17 protein-coding genes and 1 pseudogene are annotated in these 21,160 nt (G+C 69.9%); 10 read left to right on the top strand and 8 right to left on the bottom strand.

Translation table 11 applies throughout. The features are described 5' to 3' along the window. Positions 1-241: 241 nt before the first annotated feature. From dacB to folE, 7 genes and pseudogenes are all read left to right on the top strand, one after another. Positions 242-1,633, top strand: a complete 1,392-nt coding sequence (gene dacB / locus ACZ3I4_RS39950) for a D-alanyl-D-alanine carboxypeptidase/D-alanyl-D-alanine endopeptidase (protein WP_465387324.1) — start codon at positions 242-244, stop codon at positions 1,631-1,633. Positions 1,634-1,692: 59 nt separating this feature from the next. Then, positions 1,693-2,754 carry a zinc-dependent metalloprotease gene (locus tag ACZ3I4_RS39945; RefSeq protein WP_465387323.1) on the top strand — a complete coding sequence of 354 codons (1,062 nt, stop codon included), beginning with the start codon at positions 1,693-1,695 and terminating at the stop codon, positions 2,752-2,754. Beyond that, positions 2,754-3,467 (top strand): annotated as a pseudogene (gene tilS, locus ACZ3I4_RS39940) (tRNA lysidine(34) synthetase TilS); the annotation flags it as partial. The gene ACZ3I4_RS39945 and the pseudogene tilS, both read left to right, overlap by 1 nt. 177 nt (positions 3,468-3,644) lie before the next feature. Then, on the top strand, positions 3,645-4,142 hold the full coding sequence (locus ACZ3I4_RS39935) for a TilS substrate-binding domain-containing protein (protein ID WP_465387479.1): 498 nt from the start codon (positions 3,645-3,647) through the stop codon (positions 4,140-4,142). A gap of 138 nt (positions 4,143-4,280) precedes the next feature. Then, on the top strand, positions 4,281-4,856 hold the full coding sequence (gene hpt / locus ACZ3I4_RS39930) for a hypoxanthine phosphoribosyltransferase (protein ID WP_184954633.1): 576 nt from the start codon (positions 4,281-4,283) through the stop codon (positions 4,854-4,856). Positions 4,857-5,145: 289 nt separating this feature from the next. After that, on the top strand, positions 5,146-7,161 hold the full coding sequence (gene ftsH / locus ACZ3I4_RS39925) for an ATP-dependent zinc metalloprotease FtsH (RefSeq protein WP_465387322.1): 2,016 nt from the start codon (positions 5,146-5,148) through the stop codon (positions 7,159-7,161). Next, complete coding sequence (folE, locus tag ACZ3I4_RS39920; protein WP_465387478.1) at positions 7,158-7,805, top strand: GTP cyclohydrolase I FolE; 648 nt, start codon at positions 7,158-7,160, stop codon at positions 7,803-7,805. The genes ftsH and folE overlap by 4 nt, the downstream gene beginning before the upstream one ends. An 11-nt stretch (positions 7,806-7,816) precedes the next feature. Here the strand turns inward: folE and ACZ3I4_RS39915 are convergent, their stop codons facing one another. Further along, complete coding sequence (locus ACZ3I4_RS39915) at positions 7,817-8,320, bottom strand: carboxymuconolactone decarboxylase family protein (protein WP_465387321.1); 504 nt, start codon at positions 8,318-8,320, stop codon at positions 7,817-7,819. 64 nt (positions 8,321-8,384) lie between these two features. Between ACZ3I4_RS39915 and ACZ3I4_RS39910 the strand changes: the two genes are divergently transcribed. Together ACZ3I4_RS39910 and ACZ3I4_RS39905 are read left to right on the top strand one after the other, a co-directional pair. Then, positions 8,385-8,852 (top strand): MarR family winged helix-turn-helix transcriptional regulator, encoded by a 468-nt coding sequence (locus ACZ3I4_RS39910; protein ID WP_465387320.1) that lies wholly within the window; start codon positions 8,385-8,387, stop codon positions 8,850-8,852. A 122-nt stretch (positions 8,853-8,974) separates the two neighbouring features. Further along, the gene (locus ACZ3I4_RS39905; RefSeq protein WP_465387319.1) at positions 8,975-9,379 is read left to right on the top strand and encodes a RidA family protein; all 405 of its coding nucleotides are present in this window, start codon (positions 8,975-8,977) and stop codon (positions 9,377-9,379) included. Here ACZ3I4_RS39905 and ACZ3I4_RS39900 read toward each other — a convergent pair. Further along, positions 9,372-10,055, bottom strand: a complete 684-nt coding sequence (locus tag ACZ3I4_RS39900) for a hypothetical protein (RefSeq protein ID WP_465387318.1) — start codon at positions 10,053-10,055, stop codon at positions 9,372-9,374. The genes ACZ3I4_RS39905 and ACZ3I4_RS39900 overlap by 8 nt on opposite strands. After that, positions 10,052-12,631 carry an FtsK/SpoIIIE domain-containing protein gene (locus ACZ3I4_RS39895; protein WP_465387317.1) on the bottom strand — a complete coding sequence of 860 codons (2,580 nt, stop codon included), beginning with the start codon at positions 12,629-12,631 and terminating at the stop codon, positions 10,052-10,054. Before ACZ3I4_RS39895 ends, ACZ3I4_RS39900 begins: the two co-directional genes overlap by 4 nt. Before the next feature lie 142 nt (positions 12,632-12,773). Between ACZ3I4_RS39895 and ACZ3I4_RS39890 the strand changes: the two genes are divergently transcribed. Then, positions 12,774-13,310, top strand: coding sequence for a hypothetical protein (locus ACZ3I4_RS39890; RefSeq protein ID WP_465387316.1), 537 nt, complete (start codon positions 12,774-12,776; stop codon positions 13,308-13,310). A gap of 3 nt (positions 13,311-13,313) precedes the next feature. Here the strand turns inward: ACZ3I4_RS39890 and ACZ3I4_RS39885 are convergent, their stop codons facing one another. From ACZ3I4_RS39885 to ACZ3I4_RS39865, 5 genes are read right to left on the bottom strand one after another with little or no spacing between them, the layout of a single operon-like run. Further along, the gene (locus ACZ3I4_RS39885; protein WP_465387315.1) at positions 13,314-13,919 is read right to left on the bottom strand and encodes a hypothetical protein; all 606 of its coding nucleotides are present in this window, start codon (positions 13,917-13,919) and stop codon (positions 13,314-13,316) included. Next, positions 13,916-15,031 carry a M23 family metallopeptidase gene (locus ACZ3I4_RS39880; RefSeq protein WP_465387314.1) on the bottom strand — a complete coding sequence of 372 codons (1,116 nt, stop codon included), beginning with the start codon at positions 15,029-15,031 and terminating at the stop codon, positions 13,916-13,918. Before ACZ3I4_RS39880 ends, ACZ3I4_RS39885 begins: the two co-directional genes overlap by 4 nt. Beyond that, entirely contained in the window at positions 15,028-15,573 is a 546-nt protein-coding gene (locus tag ACZ3I4_RS39875) for a hypothetical protein (protein ID WP_465387313.1), read from the bottom strand. Before ACZ3I4_RS39875 ends, ACZ3I4_RS39880 begins: the two co-directional genes overlap by 4 nt. Before the next feature lie 4 nt (positions 15,574-15,577). Next, entirely contained in the window at positions 15,578-17,518 is a 1,941-nt protein-coding gene (locus ACZ3I4_RS39870; protein WP_465387312.1) for an MFS transporter, read from the bottom strand. Position 17,519: 1 nt separating this feature from the next. After that, positions 17,520-21,155, bottom strand: coding sequence for an ATP-binding protein (locus tag ACZ3I4_RS39865; protein WP_465387311.1), 3,636 nt, complete (start codon positions 21,153-21,155; stop codon positions 17,520-17,522). Positions 21,156-21,160: the final 5 nt, after the last annotated feature.

Here is a 21,160-nt window from a genome sequence, read left to right as displayed (position 1 = left end):
TCCGACTGGTGAGACTGGCGGAACCTATGGACGGGCTGCTGTGCCGATCAACAATGTGCGACCTACGTCACCGGTGCCGGCCGCGAATGTCGGCGAGGCCGCCGGAAATGGCGCGCTGAATGGGCCGGACCCGGCATTGTCCCCCGTAGCGGGCGATTCGGCCGCGACCAGCGACGGTGGCCGGCCAGGTGCGGCGCGAGCCGGGTCCGGAACTCGTACGAAATTGGTTGTCCTTTCGATTGTGATCTTTTTGGTGGCCGCGGCCGGCGTTGTCGCACTGCTACGCCCCGACCCGGTCGACAGGTGGTTGTCGGCCGATCCGACGAGCACGCCGACCCCGGCCCCCACCACACCCGATCCGTCGCCCACCCCGGTCCTGATGGCGGCGACTGGTGGCGGCGCGGCACTCACCGGCGACGGCGTGACCCGGGCGATCGACCCCCTCGTGAAGTCGGCCGTGCTGGGCTCGAAGGTGCACGTGGCCGTGCTGGACGTGGCCTCGGACGAGTTGCTCTACGCCCGGAACGCGGACACGATGACCACGCCCGCCTCGACGACGAAGCTGCTGACGGCGGCGGCTGTGCTGGACGCGCGCGGGCCCTCGCACAGGCTGAGCACGCGCGTGGTGGCGGGCAGCCAGCCGGGCGAGGTAGTGCTGATCGGTGGCGGCGACCCGACGCTGGCGACCACCAGAAACAACCTGTTCCCGGGGGCGGCCCGGCTGGATCTGCTGGCCGAGCAGGTCAAGAAGGCGCTGGGCCCGACCGGACCGACCAGCCTCCGGTACGACACGTCGCTGTTCAGCGGCCCCGAGACGGCTCGCGGGTGGGACGCCGGCGACATCTCGTACGGGCAGGTGTCGCGGATCCAGGCGCTGATGGTCAACGCGGGCCGGGTCAGGCCGATCCACAACGAGTTCGGCGGCGACCCGCGCTCGTCGAATCCGGCCGACGCGGCGGCCCGGGCGTTCGCCAAGATGCTCGGAGTGCCCTCGTCGGCGGTCCGGAAGGGCAAGGCGCCGGCGGCAGTGGCGTCCGCGGCGGCGGGTGGCGTAACGCCGGGACAGCAGCTCGGAGTCGTGCAGTCGCCGCCGATGGTGCAGCTCACCGACTGGATGCTCGAGCAGAGCGACAACACGGCGGCCGAGGTGCTGGCCCGGCAGGTCGCGATCGCCGCCGGCAAGCCGGGCACGTTCGACGACGCCACCGAATCGATCATCGCCCGGTTGCGTGCTCTGGGGCTGCCGGCCGACGAGGCCAACCTGTACGACGCGAGCGGGCTGTCGCGGAACAACGGGATCAGCCCGACCATGCTGACACAGTTGCTGGCGCTGGCCGCGTCGGGGCAACAGCCCGCGCTGAGCAGCATGTTCGGCGGACTGCCGGTGGCGGGCTGGTCGGGCACGATGACCAAGCGGTTCGTCTCGCCCGCGCCCAACCGGGTCGGCCGGGGCGTCGTACGGGCCAAGACCGGCACGCTGAGCGGCGTCAACACGATGGCCGGGGTCCTGACCACGGCCGATGGCCGCCTGCTGGTCTTCGCGATCATGGCGAGCGGCTCGGCCGGCGCGGTGCCCGGGCGCGCGGCCCTCGACCGGGTCGCGGCCAAGCTCGTCGCCTGTGGCTGCTCCTGATTCGATCTCCGGGTTTCACCTGAGGTCGGGGCTCGATCGCCGCGGGTACGGTGGTGGGCATGGCGCAGTTCGTTGACTGGGATCTGGCCGCCGCCACCGCGGGCGCGCTGTCTAAATCCGGCCCCGCGGTCTCCTACGACGACGCGATGGCGGTGGTGTCCGAGCTGCGGAATCTCACCGACGAAGCGGCGGGGCACGTCGCGGCGTACACCGGGCTCAACCCACAGGTCGAGGTCCCGCCCGTACGGGTGGTGGACCGCAAGGACTGGGCCGCGGTCAACATCGCGGGCCTCAAACAGGTGATCATCCCGCTCGTGACCCGGCTCTCGGGCGACAAGCAGCCCGGCGGCCTGGCCGACGCGATCGGTTCCCGGGTCACCGGCGTGCAGGCCGGCACGATCCTGGCCTATCTCTCCGGCCGGGTCCTCGGGCAATACGAGGTGTTCTCCGGCAACCCCGGCCAGCTGCTGCTCAACGCGCCCAACATCGTCGACGTGGAGCGCAAGCTGGGCGCCGACCCGCGCGACTTCCGGCTGTGGGTCTGCCTGCACGAGGTCACGCACCGCACCCAGTTCACCGCCGTCCCCTGGATGCGCGGCTACTTCCTGGGTGAGGTGCAGGCGTTCGTCGACGCGTCGCAGAGCACCGAGCACATCCTCGAGCGCATGCGCCGCGGCGTGGCCACCCTGTCCGACGCGCTGCGCGACCCCGACTCGCGCTCGTCCGTGCTCGACATCGTGCAGACCCCGGGGCAAAAAGCCGTGCTCGACCGGCTGACCGCGCTGATGACCCTGCTCGAGGGGCACGCCGAGTTCGTGATGGACGGCGTCGGCCCCGAGGTCATCCCGAGCGTCGAGTCGATCCGGTCCAAGTTCAACCGGCGGCGCGAGACCGGAAACCCGCTCGAGAAGGCCGTACGGCGGCTGCTCGGCATCGAGGTCAAGATGCGGCAGTACGCCGAGGGCCGCAAGTTCGTGCACGGCGTGGTCGAGCGGGTCGGCATGGACGGCTTCAACAAGATCTTCGACTCGCCCCTCACGCTGCCGCGGCTCGACGAGCTCGGCGACCCGGACGCTTGGGTGACCCGAGTCCACGGACCGCAGCCCGCGATCGGCGGGTAGTGGCCCGGATCCCGCCCGCTGTCGCCGCGGTGCGGCTGGCCGTGCGCCGGGCGTTGCCGCCGGACGGTCTGGTGCTGGTGGCGTGCTCGGGCGGGGCCGATTCGCTGGCCCTGGCGGCCGCCGCCCGGTTCGTGGGGTCCTCGGTCGGTCTCGTCACCGTGGATCACGACCTGCAGGCGGGATCGGCTTCCCGGGCCGCCGACGTCGCGGCCTGGGCTTCCTCGGCCGGCTTCGACCCCGTCGTGGTCGAGACGGTCTCGGTGTCCGGACTGCCGGGCGGGCCGGAGGCGGCCGCGCGAACCGCCCGATACGCGGCGCTGCAGGCGGCCGCCTCGCGGGCGGGCGCGGCGGCGGTGCTGCTCGGACACACGCGGGACGACCAGGCCGAAACGGTGTTGCTGGCGCTGGCGCGGGGAGCCGGGCCGCGGGGCTTGGCGGGCATGCCGTCGCGCAAGGGGATCTTCGTGCGCCCGCTGCTCGACGTGGCCCGGGCCGACACCCGCAAGGCGTGCGCGGATCTCGGGCTCACCCCGTGGGAGGACCCGCACAATTCGGATCCGGCATTTGCCCGGTCCCGCGTACGGGGGAAGGCTCTTCCGGCTCTGGTCGAGGCGCTCGGGCCGGCTGTGGTGGCCAATCTGGCCCGCTCGGCTGCGTTGATCGCGGCCGACAACGAGGCGCTGGACGCGCTGGCGGCGGAGGCTCTGGCCGGGGAGGCCCCGGCCGCGGAGGCCCCGACTGCAGACATCGTGGCTGTGGAAGCGGTGGGTGCAGACGCCGTGGCTGTGGAAGCGGTGGGTGCAGACGCCGTGGCTGTGGAAGCGGTGGGTGCAGACGCCGTGGCTGCGGATGCCGGCGCTGTGGAAGCAGTGGGTGCGGACGCCGGGGCTATGGAAGCCGTGGCTGCGGACGCGCAGGCCGCGGACGCTCTGACCGCAGACGGGACCGCCGCAGACGCTTTAAGTGCACATGCGCAGGCCCCGAACGCTCCAGCTGTGGACGAGCCGGCCATGTACGCCCTGTGGACAACGGAGCCCGGTTCAGCCGACTCGGCGGACGAGCTGTGGACAACCGAGCCTGATCCGCTTGACACGGGTGTAGGTTCCTCCCACTTTTCCCTGGGTGGGCGGGGGAGGCGGCGGCTGCTCCAACCGGTAAAACGGCCCCATCTCGATATTTCGGATTTGTCGGCGTTGCACCCCGCTCTACGGCGGCGAGTCCTGCACATGTGGGCCCGGCAGCTCGGCGCGCCCGGCGGTGCCCTCTCGCATCGTCATGTCGAGGCCCTCGACGCCCTCGTCACGCAGTGGCACGGGCAGGGCGCGGTGCACCTCCCGGGGGGCATTCGGGTGGTCCGCGACCATGGCGCACTCGTTCGAGTGCCCTGACGGCTTGTGAGAGTTGTCACTCCCGATGTCGTGTTCGGCCGTCACCGTGGGCGGAAGCGGCCATTTTCCTGCGGTTGAGGCCGACTTGATCGGTGCCCCGTGCGGCGGACGGCAACCTTCATGCGGCACGCTTGGGCCATGGCTGACGGGTCCTGGTACGACTCCGACATCGATCACGTGATCATCTCCGAGGAGCAGATCCGGGAAAAGATCGCCGAACTGGCGAAGCAGGTCTCCGCCGACCACACCGGCGCCGAGGGCGGCATCCTGCTCGTGTGCGTGCTCAAGGGCGCGGTCATGTTCATGGCCGACTTCGCCCGGGCGCTGGCCGGCCACGGGCCGTCCACCGAGATGGAGTTCATGGCCGTCTCGTCGTACGGGCAGGGCACCACGTCCTCGGGGGTCGTGCGCATCCTCAAGGATCTCGACCGCGACATCACCGGACGGCATGTGGTCGTGGTCGAGGACATCGTCGACTCCGGTCTGACGCTGTCGTGGCTGATGAAATATCTGCAGTCCCGCTCGGCCGCCAGCGTCGAGGTGGTCGCGTTGTTCCGCAAGCCCGACGCCGTAAAGGTGCAGGTCCCGGTCAAGTACGTCGGGTTCGACATCCCCAACGAGTTCGTCGTCGGCTACGGCCTGGACTTCGCCGAGCGCTACCGGGAGCTGCCGTACGTCGGGGTGCTGAAGCCCGAGGTCTACGCCCGTAGCTGAACCGTTTCTCAGCCTCTTCTCAGAAATCCGTCCTTATGGGCGGTTTTGCCACCAAAGCTTGCTGAACGGCCGGCGGCCTGCGGATGTCCGGGCGACGGGCTCATGGGTTCGCAAGAAGCACCCACGGTGTACCGTCGAGTGACCGATGGCGCAGCGTCACAAGCGCCGGAGGGGCCGGGGGTTTCTTCGCTACCGCGGGGGTATCAGACCGGAGCCGCCGGTGAGCGGCACGTTGAGGTGACCAGGACGCCGATCAGGAGGGTCCGGGCGCTTGGCGCCCGACAACAGTATGGAACGTACGCGTTTCTTCCGCCGCCCGGTGGTCTGGATCATTCTGGTGATCATCGGCGTGATTGCGCTGAGCTCGTTCTTCACCAGTGGTCCCAGCTACCAGCGCGTAGATACCTCGGTGGCGCTCGAGCGCCTGAACCAGCCCGGCATCGAGAAGGTCGTCCAGAAGGACAAGGAGCAGACGCTCCAGATCGATCTCGCCTCGCCCGAGCGGTTCGAGGGCAAGACCACCGACAAGATCGAGACCCAGTATCCGTACGAGGTCACACAGGCGATCTGGAACGAGGTGCAGGAAGCCAAGACCGCGGGCCGGATCACCGGCACGATCAACGCCACGGTCTCGGGTGACAACATCCTCTTCAGCCTGCTGATCAACCTGCTTCCGATCGCGATTCTCGTGATCCTGCTGCTGCTGTTCATGTCGCAGATGCAGGGTGGCGGCTCGCGGGTGCTCAACTTCGGCAAGTCCAAGGCCAAGATGATCACCAAGGACACGCCCAAGACGACGTTCGCCGACGTGGCGGGCTCGGACGAGGCGGTCCAGGAACTGCACGAGATCAAGGACTTCCTGCAGAACCCGGCCAAGTACCAGGCTCTGGGCGCCAAGATCCCGAAGGGCGTGCTGCTGTTCGGCCCGCCCGGAACCGGTAAGACGCTGCTGGCCCGCGCGGTCGCCGGCGAGGCCGGGGTGCCGTTCTACTCGATCTCCGGTTCCGACTTCGTCGAGATGTTCGTGGGTGTCGGCGCGAGCCGCGTCCGCGACCTGTTCGAGCAGGCCAAGTCGAACGCCCCGGCGATCGTCTTCGTCGACGAGATCGACGCCGTCGGCCGCCACCGCGGCGCCGGCATGGGCGGCGGTCACGACGAGCGCGAGCAGACGCTCAACCAGCTGCTCGTCGAGATGGACGGCTTCGACACCAAGGGCGGGGTCATCCTGATCGCGGCCACCAACCGGCCCGACATCCTCGACCCGGCCCTGCTGCGTCCCGGCCGTTTCGACCGCCAGATCCCGGTCGACAACCCCGACATGGAAGGCCGCAAGGCGATCCTGCGGGTGCACGCCAAGGGCAAGCCGTTCACGCCCGACGTCGACCTCGACTCGGTGGCCCGCCGCACGCCGGGCTTCTCCGGCGCCGACCTGGCCAACGTGATCAACGAGGCCGCGCTGCTGACCGCCCGTAACGAGAAGCGGGCGATCTCGAACTACTTCCTCGAGGAGTCGATCGACCGGGTCATCGCGGGCCCCGAGCGCCGCACCCGGGCGATGAGCGACAACGAGAAGAAGATCACCGCGTACCACGAGGGTGGTCACGCCCTGGTGGCGTACGCGCTGCCGCACTCGGCGCCGGTGCACAAGGTGACGATCCTGCCGCGTGGCCGCTCGCTGGGTCACACGCTGGTGCTGCCGACCGAGGACAAGTACACCCAGACCCGCGCCGAGATGATCGACACCCTGGCCTACGCGCTGGGTGGCCGGGCCGCCGAGGAGCTCGTTTTCCACGAGCCCACCACCGGTGCCGGCAACGACATCGAGAAGGCGTCCGGCCTGGCCCGGGCCATGGTCACCCAGTACGGCATGAGCTCGAAGCTCGGTGCGGTCAAGTACGGCACCAGCGGGGACGAGCCGTTCATGGGCCGCAACATGGGCCACGAGCGGGACTACTCCGACTCGGTCGCGGCCGACATCGACAGCGAGGTGCGCGCGCTCATCGAGCTGGCGCACGACGAGGCCTGGGAGATCCTGGTCGAGTACCGGGACGTACTCGACAGCATGGTCCTCGAGCTGATGGAGAAGGAAACCATCACCCGCGAGGACATGGACCGGATCTGCGCCCGCGTGGTCAAGCGCCCGCCGATGTCGCCGTTCAACGGCTTCGGCAAGCGTCTGCCCTCCGAGGCGCCCCCGGTGCTGACCCCGGCCGAGCGCGACAAGCTCAAGGCGCAGGCCGAGGCCGACGGTCAGATCGCCGTCGGGCCCAACCCGAACGGCAGCAGCTCGGAAGGCAGCAACTGATCAGCGACGACGACGAACTGGACTATCTCGCCGCCCGGCTGGTCGACGGCAAGCTCACCGGATCTCCGGTCGAGCACGCCGTCGACCTCGGGCGAATCGAGAAGGCCGTTCGCGAGATCCTCATCGCGGTCGGGGAAGATCCCGACCGCGATGGTCTCGAACGCACCCCGTCGCGGGTGGCCCGGGCGTACGCGGAACTGTTCGCCGGCCTGCGCGTCGATCCGGCCGAGGTTCTGCGGACCACGTTCGAGGCCGACCACGAAGAGATGGTGCTGGTCCGCGACATCGAAGTGATGAGCATGTGCGAGCACCATCTGCTCCCGTTCAAGGGCGTGGCGCACATCGGCTACATCCCCGGCCCGCACGGCCGGATCACCGGGCTCTCCAAGCTGGCCCGTCTGGTCGAGGTCTTCGCCCGCCGGCCGCAGGTGCAGGAGAGGCTGACCTCCCAGATAGCCGACCTGCTGATGGCCAAGCTGGATGCGCGCGGCGCGATAGTGGTGCTCGAGTGCGAGCACCTGTGCATGGAGATGCGCGGCATCCGCAAGGTCGGCGCCCGCACGGTCACCTCCGCCGTGCGCGGGGCCTATCAGACCGACGCGAAGGTACGCGCCGAGGCGATGGCGCTGATCAACGCCCGTTAGGCCAAATGGGCTCAAGCGCCGACCATGCGGTTGGCCAGCGTCGACATCGTGTACGTGCCGATGCCCAGCACCACCTCGAGCGCGTTGCGCCGGGTGAAGCCCGCGGCCAGGAACTCCGCCATCTCGTCGTCGGGCACCTCGCCCGCCGTGCCCAGCACCCGCAGCGTGAAGTCCCGCAGCGCGGCCAGCCGAGGATCGGCCGGGGGTGCGCCCGTACGCAGGGCGGTGATCAGCGCGGCGTCGGCGTCCAGGGTGCGCAGCCGGCCGGTGTGCATGGCCAGGCAGACCCGGCAGTCGTTGCGGGCGGCGATCACCATGACCACGACCTCGCGGGCCAGCGGGTCGAGCGTGCTCGCCTCGAACAGCGAACTGGCCTGCAGAAACCCGCCGAGCATCTCGGGTGACTCGGCCAGCAGGCCCACCGCGGCGGGCAGATGGCCGAGATGCTGGACGGTCGACTCGATCAGCGGGCGGGAACCGGCCGGGGCGGAGTCGAGGGTGTGCTGGATGAACATCGTGCCTCCGGTAAACTCGTCAACGTGGTTGTCGAAACCGTAAACCAGGTTGTCGAGTTTGCCAATGGCTGATTTCGAGCCGCCGGGCTTCGAACTGCCGTTGCTGCTGTTCGCGGGCTTCCGCTCGCTCATCGACGAGTTGCATGCCGAACTGGCCGAACGCGGGCACCCCGACGCGCGTCCGGTGCACGGATTCGCCATGCAGGCGATCGGGCCGGGCGGCGCCACGGCCAGCGAGGTCGGGCGGCGGCTCGGCGTCTCCAAACAGGCCGCCGGCAAGACCGTCGACCGCCTCGCCGCCCTCGGCTACGTCGAACGCGCCGACGACCCGCACGACGCCCGCCGCAAGCTGATCAGGCTGACCCCGCTCGGCCTCGACATGCTGACCCAGTCGGCCGAGATCTTCGACCGGCTGCGGGCGCGCTGGGTCGAACGCCTCGGCGCCGAGCGCGTTGCGTCGCTCGAGTCATCCCTGCGTACGGTCGTGCCCGCCGCAGGCTTCCCGGTCGACGTGCCCGGCTGGTTCGGCTGACCGGGGTCCGAAGCTCAGGGCCGACAGGCCTGGTTGGGCGAGAAGCCGGGCTCAGAGGCCGACAGGCCGGGCGGATCGGTTAATCGGTGTTCGCCTCCGGTGACCCTCGGAATACTGGGGCCGTGATCGAGAAGAAGCTCAATCCCGCCACCGTCCACGAGCCCCCCGGCTACTCCCACATCACCATCTCGTCCGAGAGCCGCCTCGCCCACCTGGCCGGGCAGTGCCCACTCGACCTCGACGGCAAGGTCGTCGGCGAACCGGGCGACTTCGAGGCCCAGACCGACCAGGTGATCGCCAACTGCCTGGCCGTGCTCGAAGCGGCCGGCGCCGCGCCGGGCGACGTGGTCCGCTCGGTGATCTACGTCGTCAGCGCCGACAGCACCCAGCTCGCGGCCGTGTGGGACCGGCTCAACGAATCGCCGCTGGCCCCGGCCTTCACCACGGCGTCGACGCTGCTCGGCGTGACCGTGCTGGGCTTCCGCGGGCAACTGGTCGAGGTCGACCTGACCGCCACCCTCAGTTGAAGAAGCTCGCCAGCCCCACGCCCATGCACGTGAGCAGCACCGGCACCAGGCAGGCGACCGCGCCGATGATCGGGGTGCGGTCGACGCCGCCCGGTTCGCCGCCGTAGACGAAACCGATCGTCACCCAGCCCAGGCCGAAGGCCAGAACAGGCATGGTCAGGCCGCACAGCAGGGCGTACGTAGGCACCGTGCCGGGCGACGCCACCAAGTACAGCGCGATCTGCACGATCAGCACCACGGCCGCGAACGGGCCGTAGATGAGCAGGTTGCGCGCCCACGGCCGCCACCTGCGGGCCGGTGAAGTCTCGGCCAGGATCGCGTCGCCGGCGTCGGCCGCCCGCCGGGCCTGCTGCAAGGCGCCCAGCGCGGCCGCGGGACCCGAACCGGCGGCCTGCGCGGCCACCTGCAGGTCGGCGGGCTGCGGGCGCAGCTCGAGCACCGGGACGCCCAGCTCCTGAGCCAGCCGGGCCTCCTGGGCCGCGAGCCGGGATCGTACGGAGGAAAGCTCCTGGCTCGCCGCCATGACCGCCGCCTGATGCTCGGCCGACGCGGCGCTCGCGGCCCGGCGCACGGAGTCGAGGCGCTGGGCGGCCGCCAGATAATCGGCCCACGGACCCGGAGCCGGAGGTGTCGGCTGCGCCGGAATCGGACTGGTCGCCTGCTGCTGATCGGTCACGCCTCGTCACCCCAGTCGTCGCCCACACCGGGGTCGAGGAACGGCACGAGCGTGACCGTGCGGCCGGACTGGCGATCGTGCAAAAGCGCGCGGTTCGGCCGGGGCAGCCACTCCACCGGCTCGCCGATCGTCGCCGCGATCTCGGCCGGCGGCACGTTGAGGAACAGCAGCCCGGCCACGTCGACACCTGAGGTGCACGCGCGCGGATCACGCCACCAGGCCAGCAGATGCGCACCCCGCGACGGGCCGTCCCGCAGGAACGCCGGCAGAACCCCGGGGGCGAGCGCGTCCATGCCGAAAACCACGCGATAGCCCGGACGCCCGGGATCGAACTCGTCGGCCAGACCGGCCCGGTCGACCAGCACGACCTCCTGCCGATGACCGATTTCGGCGGCCAGGCCCTCGGCGAGACGGTCACCCTCGGCGACCAGAGACGCGATCACAAAGCGTGCCGTACGCGGCGGGTGGAACGCGGCCACACTGCGAGCGGCCGCATCGAGCACCTCGGACGCCGACGCCTGCGAACCGAAGATCGCCAGATGCCGTCCGGGCGTGGCGTCGAGCGGGAACGCCGCCGTGGACAGGCCCACGTCGAGCATCCGGCCCAGCAGCGCGGACGGGATCGTCCCACGACCGGCCAGCGCGGCCCGATACGTCGGGTCGTCGGCCAGATGCTGATGGGCGTACCCGGCGAAGATGCGCGGCGGCTGCGACTCCGGATCGCGGGCGCCCCACAGCTTGTGCCGCAGGTCGCTGAGCAGTTCCTCGTCGGCGTGCGGGTCGGGGAAACGGATGATGCGCTCATGCCCCCGGGTGGCGCCGCGCGGGCCACCGAGGCCGCCCGCCGTGTTGACCACCGCCGTGCCCAGGGGCAGACCCGCCGCCGAGTCGTTGGCCGGCTCCAGCACGTCGCCGCCGCCGGGCAACGCGATGCGTACGGGAAACTGGCCGAAGAACGAATCGCGCTTGGCATACAGCGCCGACACGCCCGTCGTGTTCTGGCTGGCCAGCACCAGATGGATGCCGCACGAACGACCCGTGCGGGCCAGCGAGTCGAGCAGCGCCGTCGCCTCGGCCGCCACCGGATCACCGCCGCCCAGCAGCACCGGGAACTCGTCGACCACACACAGAATCCGCGGCAACGGACGCTTCAGCCCGTCCTCGGCCGCGGCGACGCGCAGCTCCTTGAGAGTCGAGACACCCGCCCTCTCGTACGCCGTCGAGCGGCGCGACATCTCCGCGTTGAGCTCGCGCAGCACGGCCAGACCGTATTCCCGGTCGGCCTCGACCCCCACCGCCCGCGCATGCGGCAGCCAGGTGCGGTCGCGCCGGGTCGGCACGAACTCGGCGAAGGTGACGCCCTCCTTGAAGTCGAGCAGATAGAGGGCCAGCTCGGACGGGCTGTAACGGGCGCCCAACCCGTACAGCACGTTGATCAGGAAGGCGGTCTTGCCCGCGCCGGCCCGGCCGCCGACGATCCAATGTGGGGTCACATCGTTGAACCGCAACGCCAGCGGCGTGTCCCCGTCATGGCCCACGACCGTGCTCAGACCCTCGGCCGCGTCGCCCGACCACAATTCCTCACCCGGCTCGGGCAGCAGGTCGGCCAGCGTCACCCGGGACGCCGCGGCCGAGTGGGCGGCCAGCTCGCGGCACACCGAGTCGATCAGGTGGGGCGGCGGATCCTCGTCGAGGAAGACCGGAGCGTTGAGCCACGACACATCGGGCGTCGAGCCGAACGTCGCCCCGGGCGGATCACCGATCACCGCGTACGGATTCCGGACCGACACCATCGTCGTCCGCGGCAGCGGCGCCTGGGTCGTCTCGGCGGTCAGCGGCGGCGGGGGCCAGCCGGCCACGATCAGATGCAGGCCGGAATCGGGACCCTGCTGGGCCAGCGCGGCAATGCGGCGCAGTTCCTCGCCCTCGGTCAGCTCGGGCAGGCTGGCGATGACCACCAGCATCATGCGGTCACGCCGGGTGCGCCGCGGGGCCACCCCACGCCCCGGACGAAGCCACTTCTCGGCCTCGGCGAGCACGTCACGCAGGCCCTGACGATCGGTGGCGGGCGGCGACAGCAGGCCCGCGTCACGCAGATCGGCGAAGGGCGCGAACACCTCACCGCCGCCGATGCCGTCGACCGCGCGGACCAGCAGCGAACCGGCCGGAGCGGCGGCCAGCAGGCGCAGCAGGATCGCGCGCAGCAGCCCGAAGACGCGAGAATCGGTGGCGGTGGCGTCGATGGTCAGGTGGCCTGTGCCCAGCAACGGGACGATCGCCGGGAAACGGCTGTCGTCGAGCAGCTGAGCGGACCCGAGCCGGACGAACTGCGGTGGGTAGACACCGCCCAGCGGCGTGTTGACCGACTGCGCGTCGAGGGGCGCGCCGAGCCAGCCCGGAGCCAGCGCCCCGGCCGCCGCCCGCAGATCCTCGGCCAGGCGATGCTGCTCGCGCGGATCGGGCGACGACGCGTCACCATCGAGCGCCGTCGAGGCGGCATCGGCCAGCGCCGCCGCCTGCCGGTGCAAAGCGGCAGCCTGCTGGACCCGCAGAGCTGAATCCACCACCGCTCTCACCTCCTGTGTGCGGATAAAACTTATCCCAGACGTGGCGGGGCATCGCGTTCCCGGTAGCCGGATCGATGTCCGCGTCGTCGGGCTTGTGCCGCTCGCGGCCCGTCCGGGGTGATCGGTGTGCGGAGGCACTACTGTCGTATGTGTGCAACCGCAGGAGCCCGTGCCCGAACCCGCGACCCCACCACCGGGCGTGACCTCGCCGGCGGCGGCCCCGGTCAAGAAGCCGCGCAACCGCCGGCTGCGGCTGTGGTTGGCGCTGGGGGCCGGGGTTCTGGGGCTGCTCTGCCTCGGAGGCGTGGGGGTGGCTGTGCTGCTCTACGACGACGAAACAAAGATCGAGCGAGCCGAGCCCGACGCGGTGGCCGACAACTTCCTACGTGCCTATCTCGTCAACCGCGACGACAAAGAGGCCGCGCTCTATCAGTGCACATCCGGCGGAGACTTCGCCGAGATCTCGGCGGTGCGGAACGACATCGTCAGCCGGCAACAGAAGTTCTCCATCGGCATCCGAGTCACGTGGACCAGCATCGTGGTCAGCCAGGAGGGCGGCCAGACTGTGGCCACCACCGAGCTGCGCCAGGCGATCTCAGACGGCAGCGAGCGGTTCACCAGATCTTGGCGACTTCCGATGGTCGACCAAGACGGTTGGCGGGTGTGCGGAGCCCAGCAGGTTTCTTAGCGCCTACTCGGACCAAAGCAAGTGCGCGGTCACCTCGAGTGTTCGTGGTGCATGACCGCTCCACCCCCAGCGATACCAGTCGAGTTCCGTGGTGACACGGGCACAGATCTCGCCCTCGTGATTGGTGTGCAGCTCGGTCACCGCGCGCAGGTCCCGCTCTTCGCCGCCATCATCCAGCAGCCGCACTACACGACGCCCGGACAGTGACGAGGCGTCGAGCGCCGGTACCGGTGTGCGCCGGGCGGGCTCGTCCAGAGACACCAGCCGCGAATTGGCGTCGTCGGTGGGCAGTGCGATACCCGCGACTCCGAACTCTTCGACCCAGACCCGCTCGACCGGCACGAGAGGCGCGAAGATCTCGGTCTGCTCGGCCTCGGCGCGATACCACTCGCCCTCCGACATCACCGGCACATAGGTGCGGCTGCCCTGGACGACCTTCTCGTCGGCGCGCAGATCCGAGCGCCACCCGTGCCCCGGCAGGCCGATGAGGACCCGCCGCCCGCGCAGCTGTCCGCTCATGGTGGCCGGCGTCGGCACGATCGGGCGTGGCGGCTGCAGCTCCCACTCGGGGTGCCCGGCGAACGGGTCGGGGAACGGCTCACGGCTCATCCCGAGCCGCCCAGCGGCGTGCCCTGCTCGCGCATGAACTGCACCGGGTCGATCGCTCCCGCGCTGGATCGGTCGTTGTTGAGGTGGACCTCGAAGTGCAGGTGCGGCCCGGACGAGTTGCCGCTGCTACCGACCCGGCCGATGGTCTCACCGGCCGCGACCTCCTGGCCCTCGCGGACGAACGGCCTCACGATCATGTGGCAGTACCTCGTCATGACGTTGCCGGCGTGCTGGATCTCCACCATCCAACCGCATCCGCCCTTGCCCGGGTAGCCGTCGACGTTGCACGTGTGCCGCCCGCTGTGGTCCTCGTCGCACTTCACCTTGGAGACGATGCCGCTGGCCGCCGCCGTGATCGGCGTCTGCTTTCCGGCGATCAGGTCGACGCCCTGGTGGGTCGGCCGGGACGCGCTGCGGAACCCGGAGCCGACCACCGCGCCGACCGGCAGCGTCCAGCCCGAGGCGGCGATCTGACCGGCCGAGGCGCAGACCATCGCCACCGAGTTGCCGGCCGCGTTCGCCGCCCCGTCGGCCAGCATGTTCACGATCTGGGTGGCGATCGGCTCATGCTTCGCATACGCGTCGGGGTAGGCGCTGATCTGCACCCGCTGCGCCGCCCGGGTCAGCGGCATCTTCTCCCAGCCCTGGACCGTCTTGAGCTTGTTGTAGAACTTCGTGCTCGAGTACACCGGGTCCTGCACCTGCTTGGGCGTGCCCCAGCCGGTGCTCGGGCGCTGCTGGAACAGGCCGAGCGAGTCGTGGTCGTTGCGGGCGCCGAGGTTTCCCAGGTTGTTCAGCCGGGATTCCTGCATCGCGGTGGCGATCGCGATGACCCAGGCCCGGGGCGGCATCTTCAGGTTGGCGCCGACGTTGATGATGACGGCCGCGTTGCGGATCTGCTCCGCGCCGTACGGCCGCACCCGCGGCAGCTTGGTGTCCGGGTCGATCGGCCCGGCCTTGCCGCAGCCGCCGGAGGCGGTCAGCTTGTCGTTGCCCTCGTCGGTGAGACCGCCGACCAGCAGGGCCGTGATGCTTCCACCGCAGCAGAGCAGCGCCAGCGTCGCGACCAGGGCGACGAGGAGAACGATCTTTCGCGGCCGGGGGATGCTCACGCCGAGTCCCAGTCGATCCCGTCGACCCGCCAGTGACCGTCCGGCGAGATCAGGCGCAGGCTGAGCTTCCCGGTGTCCATGGTGACGACGGCGTTCACCACGGTCTCGCTGATCGGAACCAGGCTTGGCCGACCGATCACGCGCTCGGCCGGCACGGACGACGGGTCGACCCCGTCCAGCTCGTTGGCCAGCTTCGAGGTGGAATTGGGCAACAGCTGCGCACGCCACGCCTTGGGCGTGACGTTCTGGTGATCGGCCCACGCGGACGCGAAGGCGTAGGCGACCGCCTCCGGCTGGGCGCGGCCCGGGGTGGTCGACGGGCTCGGCGGCGGCTCCGTGTCGATGATGCTGTCGTCCTGTTTGGGATCCACGCTCACCGTCGGACCGGCCGAGGTGTTGCCCAGGGGTGGCGGCGAGTCGTTACCGCCCGCGAACAACCGGCCGATGCCGATGATCGCCAGGACGATGACGGCCAGAACGATCGCTACGCCCCACCGCGACCGGAAGATTCGATTGAGGCCGAGTTCGAGAGTACGGGGCATGCGATCACTTGGCCTCGGAGCGAATGCGCGGAGTGGACGGCTCGGAACTGGTGCTGCCGGTCTCCGGCCGGTAGATGGCGTAGGACGCCGGTTGTTCGGATACCTCTGGTTCGGTCCAGCCGGGCGAGCGCCGTTCACGGTTCGTCGGCGCCTTCGTGGCCGGCGCCGTTGTTACCGGAGCTTCGTCGCGGCCGGACTCGGTGCCATCCGGCCGGGTCGGCGTCGAAACGCCGTGAGACACGGGTAGCGGCTCGGCGCGTTTCGGCGCGTGGGCGGGATCCTCCAGACGAGCCTCGGGTCGCAGATTGCCCTGATCGACGTAGACCGTGCGGCCACCGCCCTTGGCGACCACCTGACCGTCGCGGGCGTCGCTGGTTTCGACCTTGGAAGCCTCTCGCATGTCTTGGAAGAACCTGCGTGTCCACGAACCAGTGGTTATGGTGCGGGCGTTGTCCTTGCCTCCGAGTTGGGTGACTCGTCGGTACGGCCGGAGCAGCATCCAGCCGACCAGACCGCAGAGGAAGACCAGAACGACCTGGAGCCAGCCCGGCAGGCTCGCCGTATTCATGATCAGATCTACGGCGAACAGATAGATCGCTGCGCCTGTTCCGAAGATTGCGATGTTGAAGATGGCGGCGACGACAGCGTTGCCAAGTCGCTTGATCCCCGAGTTGGCCGGGCGCAGCAGGCCTACGGTTCCTAGAATGGGTGCGGCGATGACTGCCCATCGGAACACCAGGAAGCCGAGCAGTACGAGAACCGAGGCAGTCAGGTCGAACATGGCAAACATGATTGCTGCCAGAACGGCGATAAAGCCGGCGCCAATGCGATCCATGCCGTTGACGCCCTGCAGATATTCGTAGGCCTCAGGATCTTCCTGCTTGATCTGTTCGGCAACCGTTTCCCATTGGGTCTGCTTGCCTTCTAGAATCCCGTCGCGGGTGGCCGGGTTGTCCCGAATTCGTTGCGCTTCGTCCCAGGTCAGTGACCGCGAATCGTAAAGTGCCTGGCCGTACTTCTTGGCGGTGTCGCTGGTAGCGGAGCCAAGAATGCCGCGGAGCCAATTGCGATAAAGCATGGTTTCGGTGGATGTGTCACTGGCCCGGACGGCCGGTGGCCGCTGATCCTCACAAGCGTCGGTACCTCCGAGGCGGCAGCCGTTACCAGTCCCGTTTTCTGGGCGCGGCCCGACCGCGTCGTGCACCACACTCAGGGTGCCGATCAGCGTCTGGTCAGCGATGTTGGCTGACCGGACCGGCCAGGCGGCGATTGCTGTCACCGCAACCATGACCAAAAGAGCCCAGCCGGCAGTTGTCATTGCTGCGCCCATTTCGGCCTGCCTGGACCGCCAGATCAGATAGATTCCGACAATGCCCAGGGTAATTACGCCGAAGACGCTGAAGACCTTCTCGTAGACCGCCGTCGTTGCCTGCTGGACTAGCGGGTCGGCCCAACCCCAGAGGGATTCGGGGTTCCATGCCCGTTCGCGCAGCGCGTTTGATGCGCCGATGATCGCTGTGGCCATCATGAATTCGCCATTGGCGACCGTTGTTTCGAACTTATAGTCTGGGTCGACCAATGTGGAGGCGCAGCCACTGTCGAGATCGTAGGTCGTGTAGCTGTATCCCGCGTAGCCGTACTCGCTGTAGAGGCCCTGAGGCCCGTCGCCTTTGGACGACGCCGGCCGTTCAGCGAACCACCCGGCCAATCCCGAGTCCGGAGTGCTTGGCGTGGGCGGCTTCAGACACGACGCGCGACTCGCGCTGACCTTGGTCAGGCGGCTAACGCAGCCCTTGAAGTCCTGCTGCCACTCCTCGACGCTGCACGCGCCGCCCGGAGCCCGCGCCGGCGCCGCCGACGCAGGCGGCGCGGCGACCGCCCACACGATCGACGCCACCACCATGACGAACATGGTCATCAGTAGCGCCAACCCCCGCCGCACCATCTCAAACCTCCAGGTCGGACGGCAACATCGGAATCGCCGGGGTCGCCTTGGCGGCGCTCGGCGTCGTGTCGAGGTGCTCCAGCAGACCTTCAACGTACGACACGTCGACACGGACCTTCTGGACGCGTCCATCGACGTCTCGCATCACGAACTCACGGAATCCGAGCCGCGACGACGACGAGGTGTCGATCTGCGACAGCGACGCCAAAGTGGCCTCGTAGCCGTCGTGCACCGGCACCCGCAGCAGCCGTAGCGCCTCGGACGCGATCTCCTGGTCTTCCGCGATGCGGCCGACGAAGACCGTCGACACCAGGTTCTGCACGTCGAGGCCGAGGATGTCGCGCGGGTTCTGCGATGCCACCAACGCCGCGAGGTTCCACTTGCGGGAGTCGCGGGCGAGGCGTACGAGGAAGGAACGCCCGGACCGCCAGCCCTCCATGAAGTGGGCCTCGTCGAGACCGACCATCTTGCGCGAGGACATCGAGCCGCCGTAGCAGCGCCGCACCGCGAGCCGGTGGGCCGTGTGCAGCATCGGCAGGGCCAGCGACTCCTCGGCCGACCAGTACTCGCGCTCGATCTTGAGGTCGGGCAGGCGCAGGCCGGCCATGGTGATCACGGTAAGGGCGGCGTCCGCGCCGAGCAGGTGCTGCGGTGGCGAGCCGAAGAACAGCAGCGCCAGCGGCATCTCGGCCGTGTCGAGCAGCAGGTTGGCCAGCTCGCGGCCCTCGTCGTCGTCCAGGCCCTGCAGGGTCCGTACGACGTCGTCGAGCGTGGACGATTCCTCGGCCGGCACCTGGCGTACGGCGTGGCGCAGCAGCGTCGCCGTGGACGCCTCCTTGGCCACCTGGGGCGGCACCAGCATCGAGCAGATGTCCTGCACCAGCATGCGGCGCTCGGCCCGGGCGTTGGAGACGGCGATCTCGTATTCGCGATCGCCGCCCGGCCCGGTGGCGAACTCCGAGCGTACGGGCGTGGGAATCAACGCGTACGGAGCCAGCGTGCCCTGTTCCGAGCCGGTCAGGTTGAGCACACGCGAGTACGGGCGCAGCTCCGGCATCTGGCACAGGCGGGCCAGCGGGCCGGACGGGTCGAGGAGGGTCACCTGCACGCCGCGGCGGGCGTTGAGGTAGCCGAGCGCGCCCATCAGCGTCGACTTGCCACCGCCGGGCTCGGCCACGAACACACCGAGGCCGGACCGCTCGCGCACCTCCATCGGGAAGTGCAGGTCGAGGAAGACCGGTCGGCGGCACGTGCCCGCCGTACGCCCGATCAGGTCGCCTCGCCGGTCACCGACCGTGGAGGCCGCCTGCGGCAGGGCCGCGGCCAGCAGCTTCACCGGCATCCGCCGCACGTAGCCGGTGTTCGCGATCGGTTCACCCGGGATGAACTCGCGGGCCAGCTGGTCCTGGTTCTTCGGGTGCTGCAGCGAGATCCGCAGTTCGCGCGAGTAGAGCTGGATCAGTCGGCGGGCCCGCTCGAGGCACTCTTCGCGGGTGGCGCCGCCGACGGCGATCCGGTGCCAGCCGTGCGCGCGGGCCGACTCGACCGGCAGCCCGGTGGTCATCTCATCGCCGATCACCAGGGCCCGCTTGGCCAGACGCTCCAGCTCGGGCGGGGCGTCGATGCCGTGCTCGGCGTAGTCGAGCTGCTGCGAGCGGATCATCCGGAGCCGGTGCTCGAGGTTCTTGAACGAGCTGTTCGAGCCGAGGATGTCGATGCGGGAGGACAGCTCCATGGGCCAGGGCAGACGCTCGTGGAAGTGCATCCACGGCTCGTGCTTCTCGGGGATCTCGAGCGGTTCCATGCGCCCGACCGAGAGCACCGCGACGTGCCTTTCCTCGCCGGTCATCCGGTTGACCAGCTTCACCGTCGACCCGTACGGCGTCCGGTAGCGCTCCACCTGCTCGGTCAGCGCGAGCAGGTCGCCGGTGTCCCACTGCCCGTTGGTCACCGGGCTGAGCGGCCCGGGCGGGGCCATGCAGAGCGCGACCGAGCGGAACAGCAGCCATTCCAGTTCCTGCGGGGTGACCCGCCGGCCGCGCATGCCGAACGCGTTGAGCACCTCGTCGAACTGCTCGACCGCGCGGTTGAGCTTGCGCCGCTCGCCGTCGGAGGTGCCCCGGCCGAAGATCCGCAGGATGCGCTCGGAGAACGTGTCGCCCAGCGAGCGCCGCGCGAACGTCACCCCGAGGTAGGTCTGGCCCTCGGCGTGGTTGACCGAGAGTAGGTGCCGCTGGGCGGCCACCAGGTGATCCGACCAGGAGGTGCCGCCGCGCACGTCGGGCAGCGGCTTCGCGGTGAAGGAGTCGACCGTGCGCGCCCACTCGTCGGCCGGGAAGGGCCGGTTGGTGCGGCGCAGATGCAACCGGAACCCGGCCAGGCCCGCGTACTGCTCGGAGATCGCGCTGAGTAGGGCCTCGCGCTCGGCGTCGGGCCGGAACGCCCAGCGGACCTCGGGCAGGTAGTACCAGGCGGTGACCGTGCTCTGGGTGAAGGTCAGGTGGCCGGCGATCTCGCTGATCGCCAGTTCCATGACCGGGTCGCGGTCGTTGAACTTGAGCTTGTGCGGCCGCAGCGCCACCGGCTTGGGCTGCTTCACTTCCTGCCGTACGGGCAGCTTGGAGTCCTTCTGGCGCCGGGCCGGCACCTTCTCCTTGCGCTTGGCGGGCGCCTTTTCCGGTACGGGCACCGGCAGCGCGGCCTCGGCCGGAGCGTCCTCGGACGGCGGCGCGTACGCCTCCACCGGGCCGGGCTGCGGCGGGCGAGCCTGACCGCCCACGGTCTGCCACAGCGGCGGCGTTGACACGGGGGCCGCGGAGACGGGCCGGGCCGGCGCGGCGGGCGCGGCACTTGCCTGCGGCGTGGGGGGCCAGTTGTCGAAGTCGGGCCACTCGTCGAGCCCGGGGTCGGCCGGGGCGCCGGACTCCTCGAAGAAGTCGGCCTTGGGCCCGATCGGCGCGCGGCTGAACGGCGTGGCCGGCTCGGGCGTGCCCCACGGACCGTCCGGGTCGTCGTCGAGGCCGGGGTCGGGCACGCGCGGCGCCGGTGGCCCGGAAGGCAGCGGCTCGGGGATCAGCGGATCGGCGATCAGGGGCTCGACGACCAGGGGCTCCGAGATGCGGGGCCCGGCGACCGGGGGCTCGGACAACGGCGGCCCGGCCACCGGCGGCTCAGTAACCGGAGTCGGGACCGGAGCCGCAGAGACCGCGTGCGGTTCGATCGGCGCCGGCGGGGTAGCCGGTTCCGGCCGGGCCAGAGGGGGAGGCGGAATGGCCGGAGCGGGAGCGGAGGGGGTGGACCGGGCGGCCGGGGGAGCCGAGACCGGGCCCGACCCGTTGGCCACCGTCGGCCGGTCGTCGAAGTCGAACCCGAAGTCGAAATCCAGGTCGGGCTCGTCCGCGGGCGGCTTCGGTGAGGATTCACTCGCCGGGGTGGACACCGGAGTCGGCGGGGCGGCCCCGCCGAACAGATCCAGGAACGGCGAATCGATGTCCAGTGTGGTGTCCACCGGCCCGCCGTGCGGCCGCACCGGCTGAGGGGACTGGAAGACGCCGACCGCGCCGTGGCCGGGGGCGGTGACGAATTCCTCGGCGACCTCGTCGCCCGGATCGGACGGTGAGTAGTGGTTCGAGCGCACTCCGT

This window comes from Actinoplanes sp. NPDC021490 (genome assembly GCF_055562135.1).
The sequence above is the reverse complement of the archived record's forward strand: the minus strand, read 5'-3'. Positions and strand labels throughout refer to the sequence as shown.

Coding starts and splice junctions, on each gene's coding strand:
- ACZ3I4_RS39945 (WP_465387323.1), top strand. CDS start 1,693: ATGGCGCAGTTCGTTGACTGGGATCTGGCCGCCGCCACCGCGGGCGCG.
- ACZ3I4_RS39935 (WP_465387479.1), top strand. CDS start 3,645: ATGGAAGCCGTGGCTGCGGACGCGCAGGCCGCGGACGCTCTGACCGCA.
- hpt (WP_184954633.1), top strand. CDS start 4,281: ATGGCTGACGGGTCCTGGTACGACTCCGACATCGATCACGTGATCATC.
- ftsH (WP_465387322.1), top strand. CDS start 5,146: ATGGAACGTACGCGTTTCTTCCGCCGCCCGGTGGTCTGGATCATTCTG.
- ACZ3I4_RS39915 (WP_465387321.1), bottom strand. CDS start 8,320: ATGTTCATCCAGCACACCCTCGACTCCGCCCCGGCCGGTTCCCGCCCG.
- ACZ3I4_RS39910 (WP_465387320.1), top strand. CDS start 8,385: ATGGCTGATTTCGAGCCGCCGGGCTTCGAACTGCCGTTGCTGCTGTTC.
- ACZ3I4_RS39885 (WP_465387315.1), bottom strand. CDS start 13,919: ATGAGCCGTGAGCCGTTCCCCGACCCGTTCGCCGGGCACCCCGAGTGG.
- ACZ3I4_RS39875 (WP_465387313.1), bottom strand. CDS start 15,573: ATGCCCCGTACTCTCGAACTCGGCCTCAATCGAATCTTCCGGTCGCGG.
- ACZ3I4_RS39870 (WP_465387312.1), bottom strand. CDS start 17,518: ATGGTGCGGCGGGGGTTGGCGCTACTGATGACCATGTTCGTCATGGTG.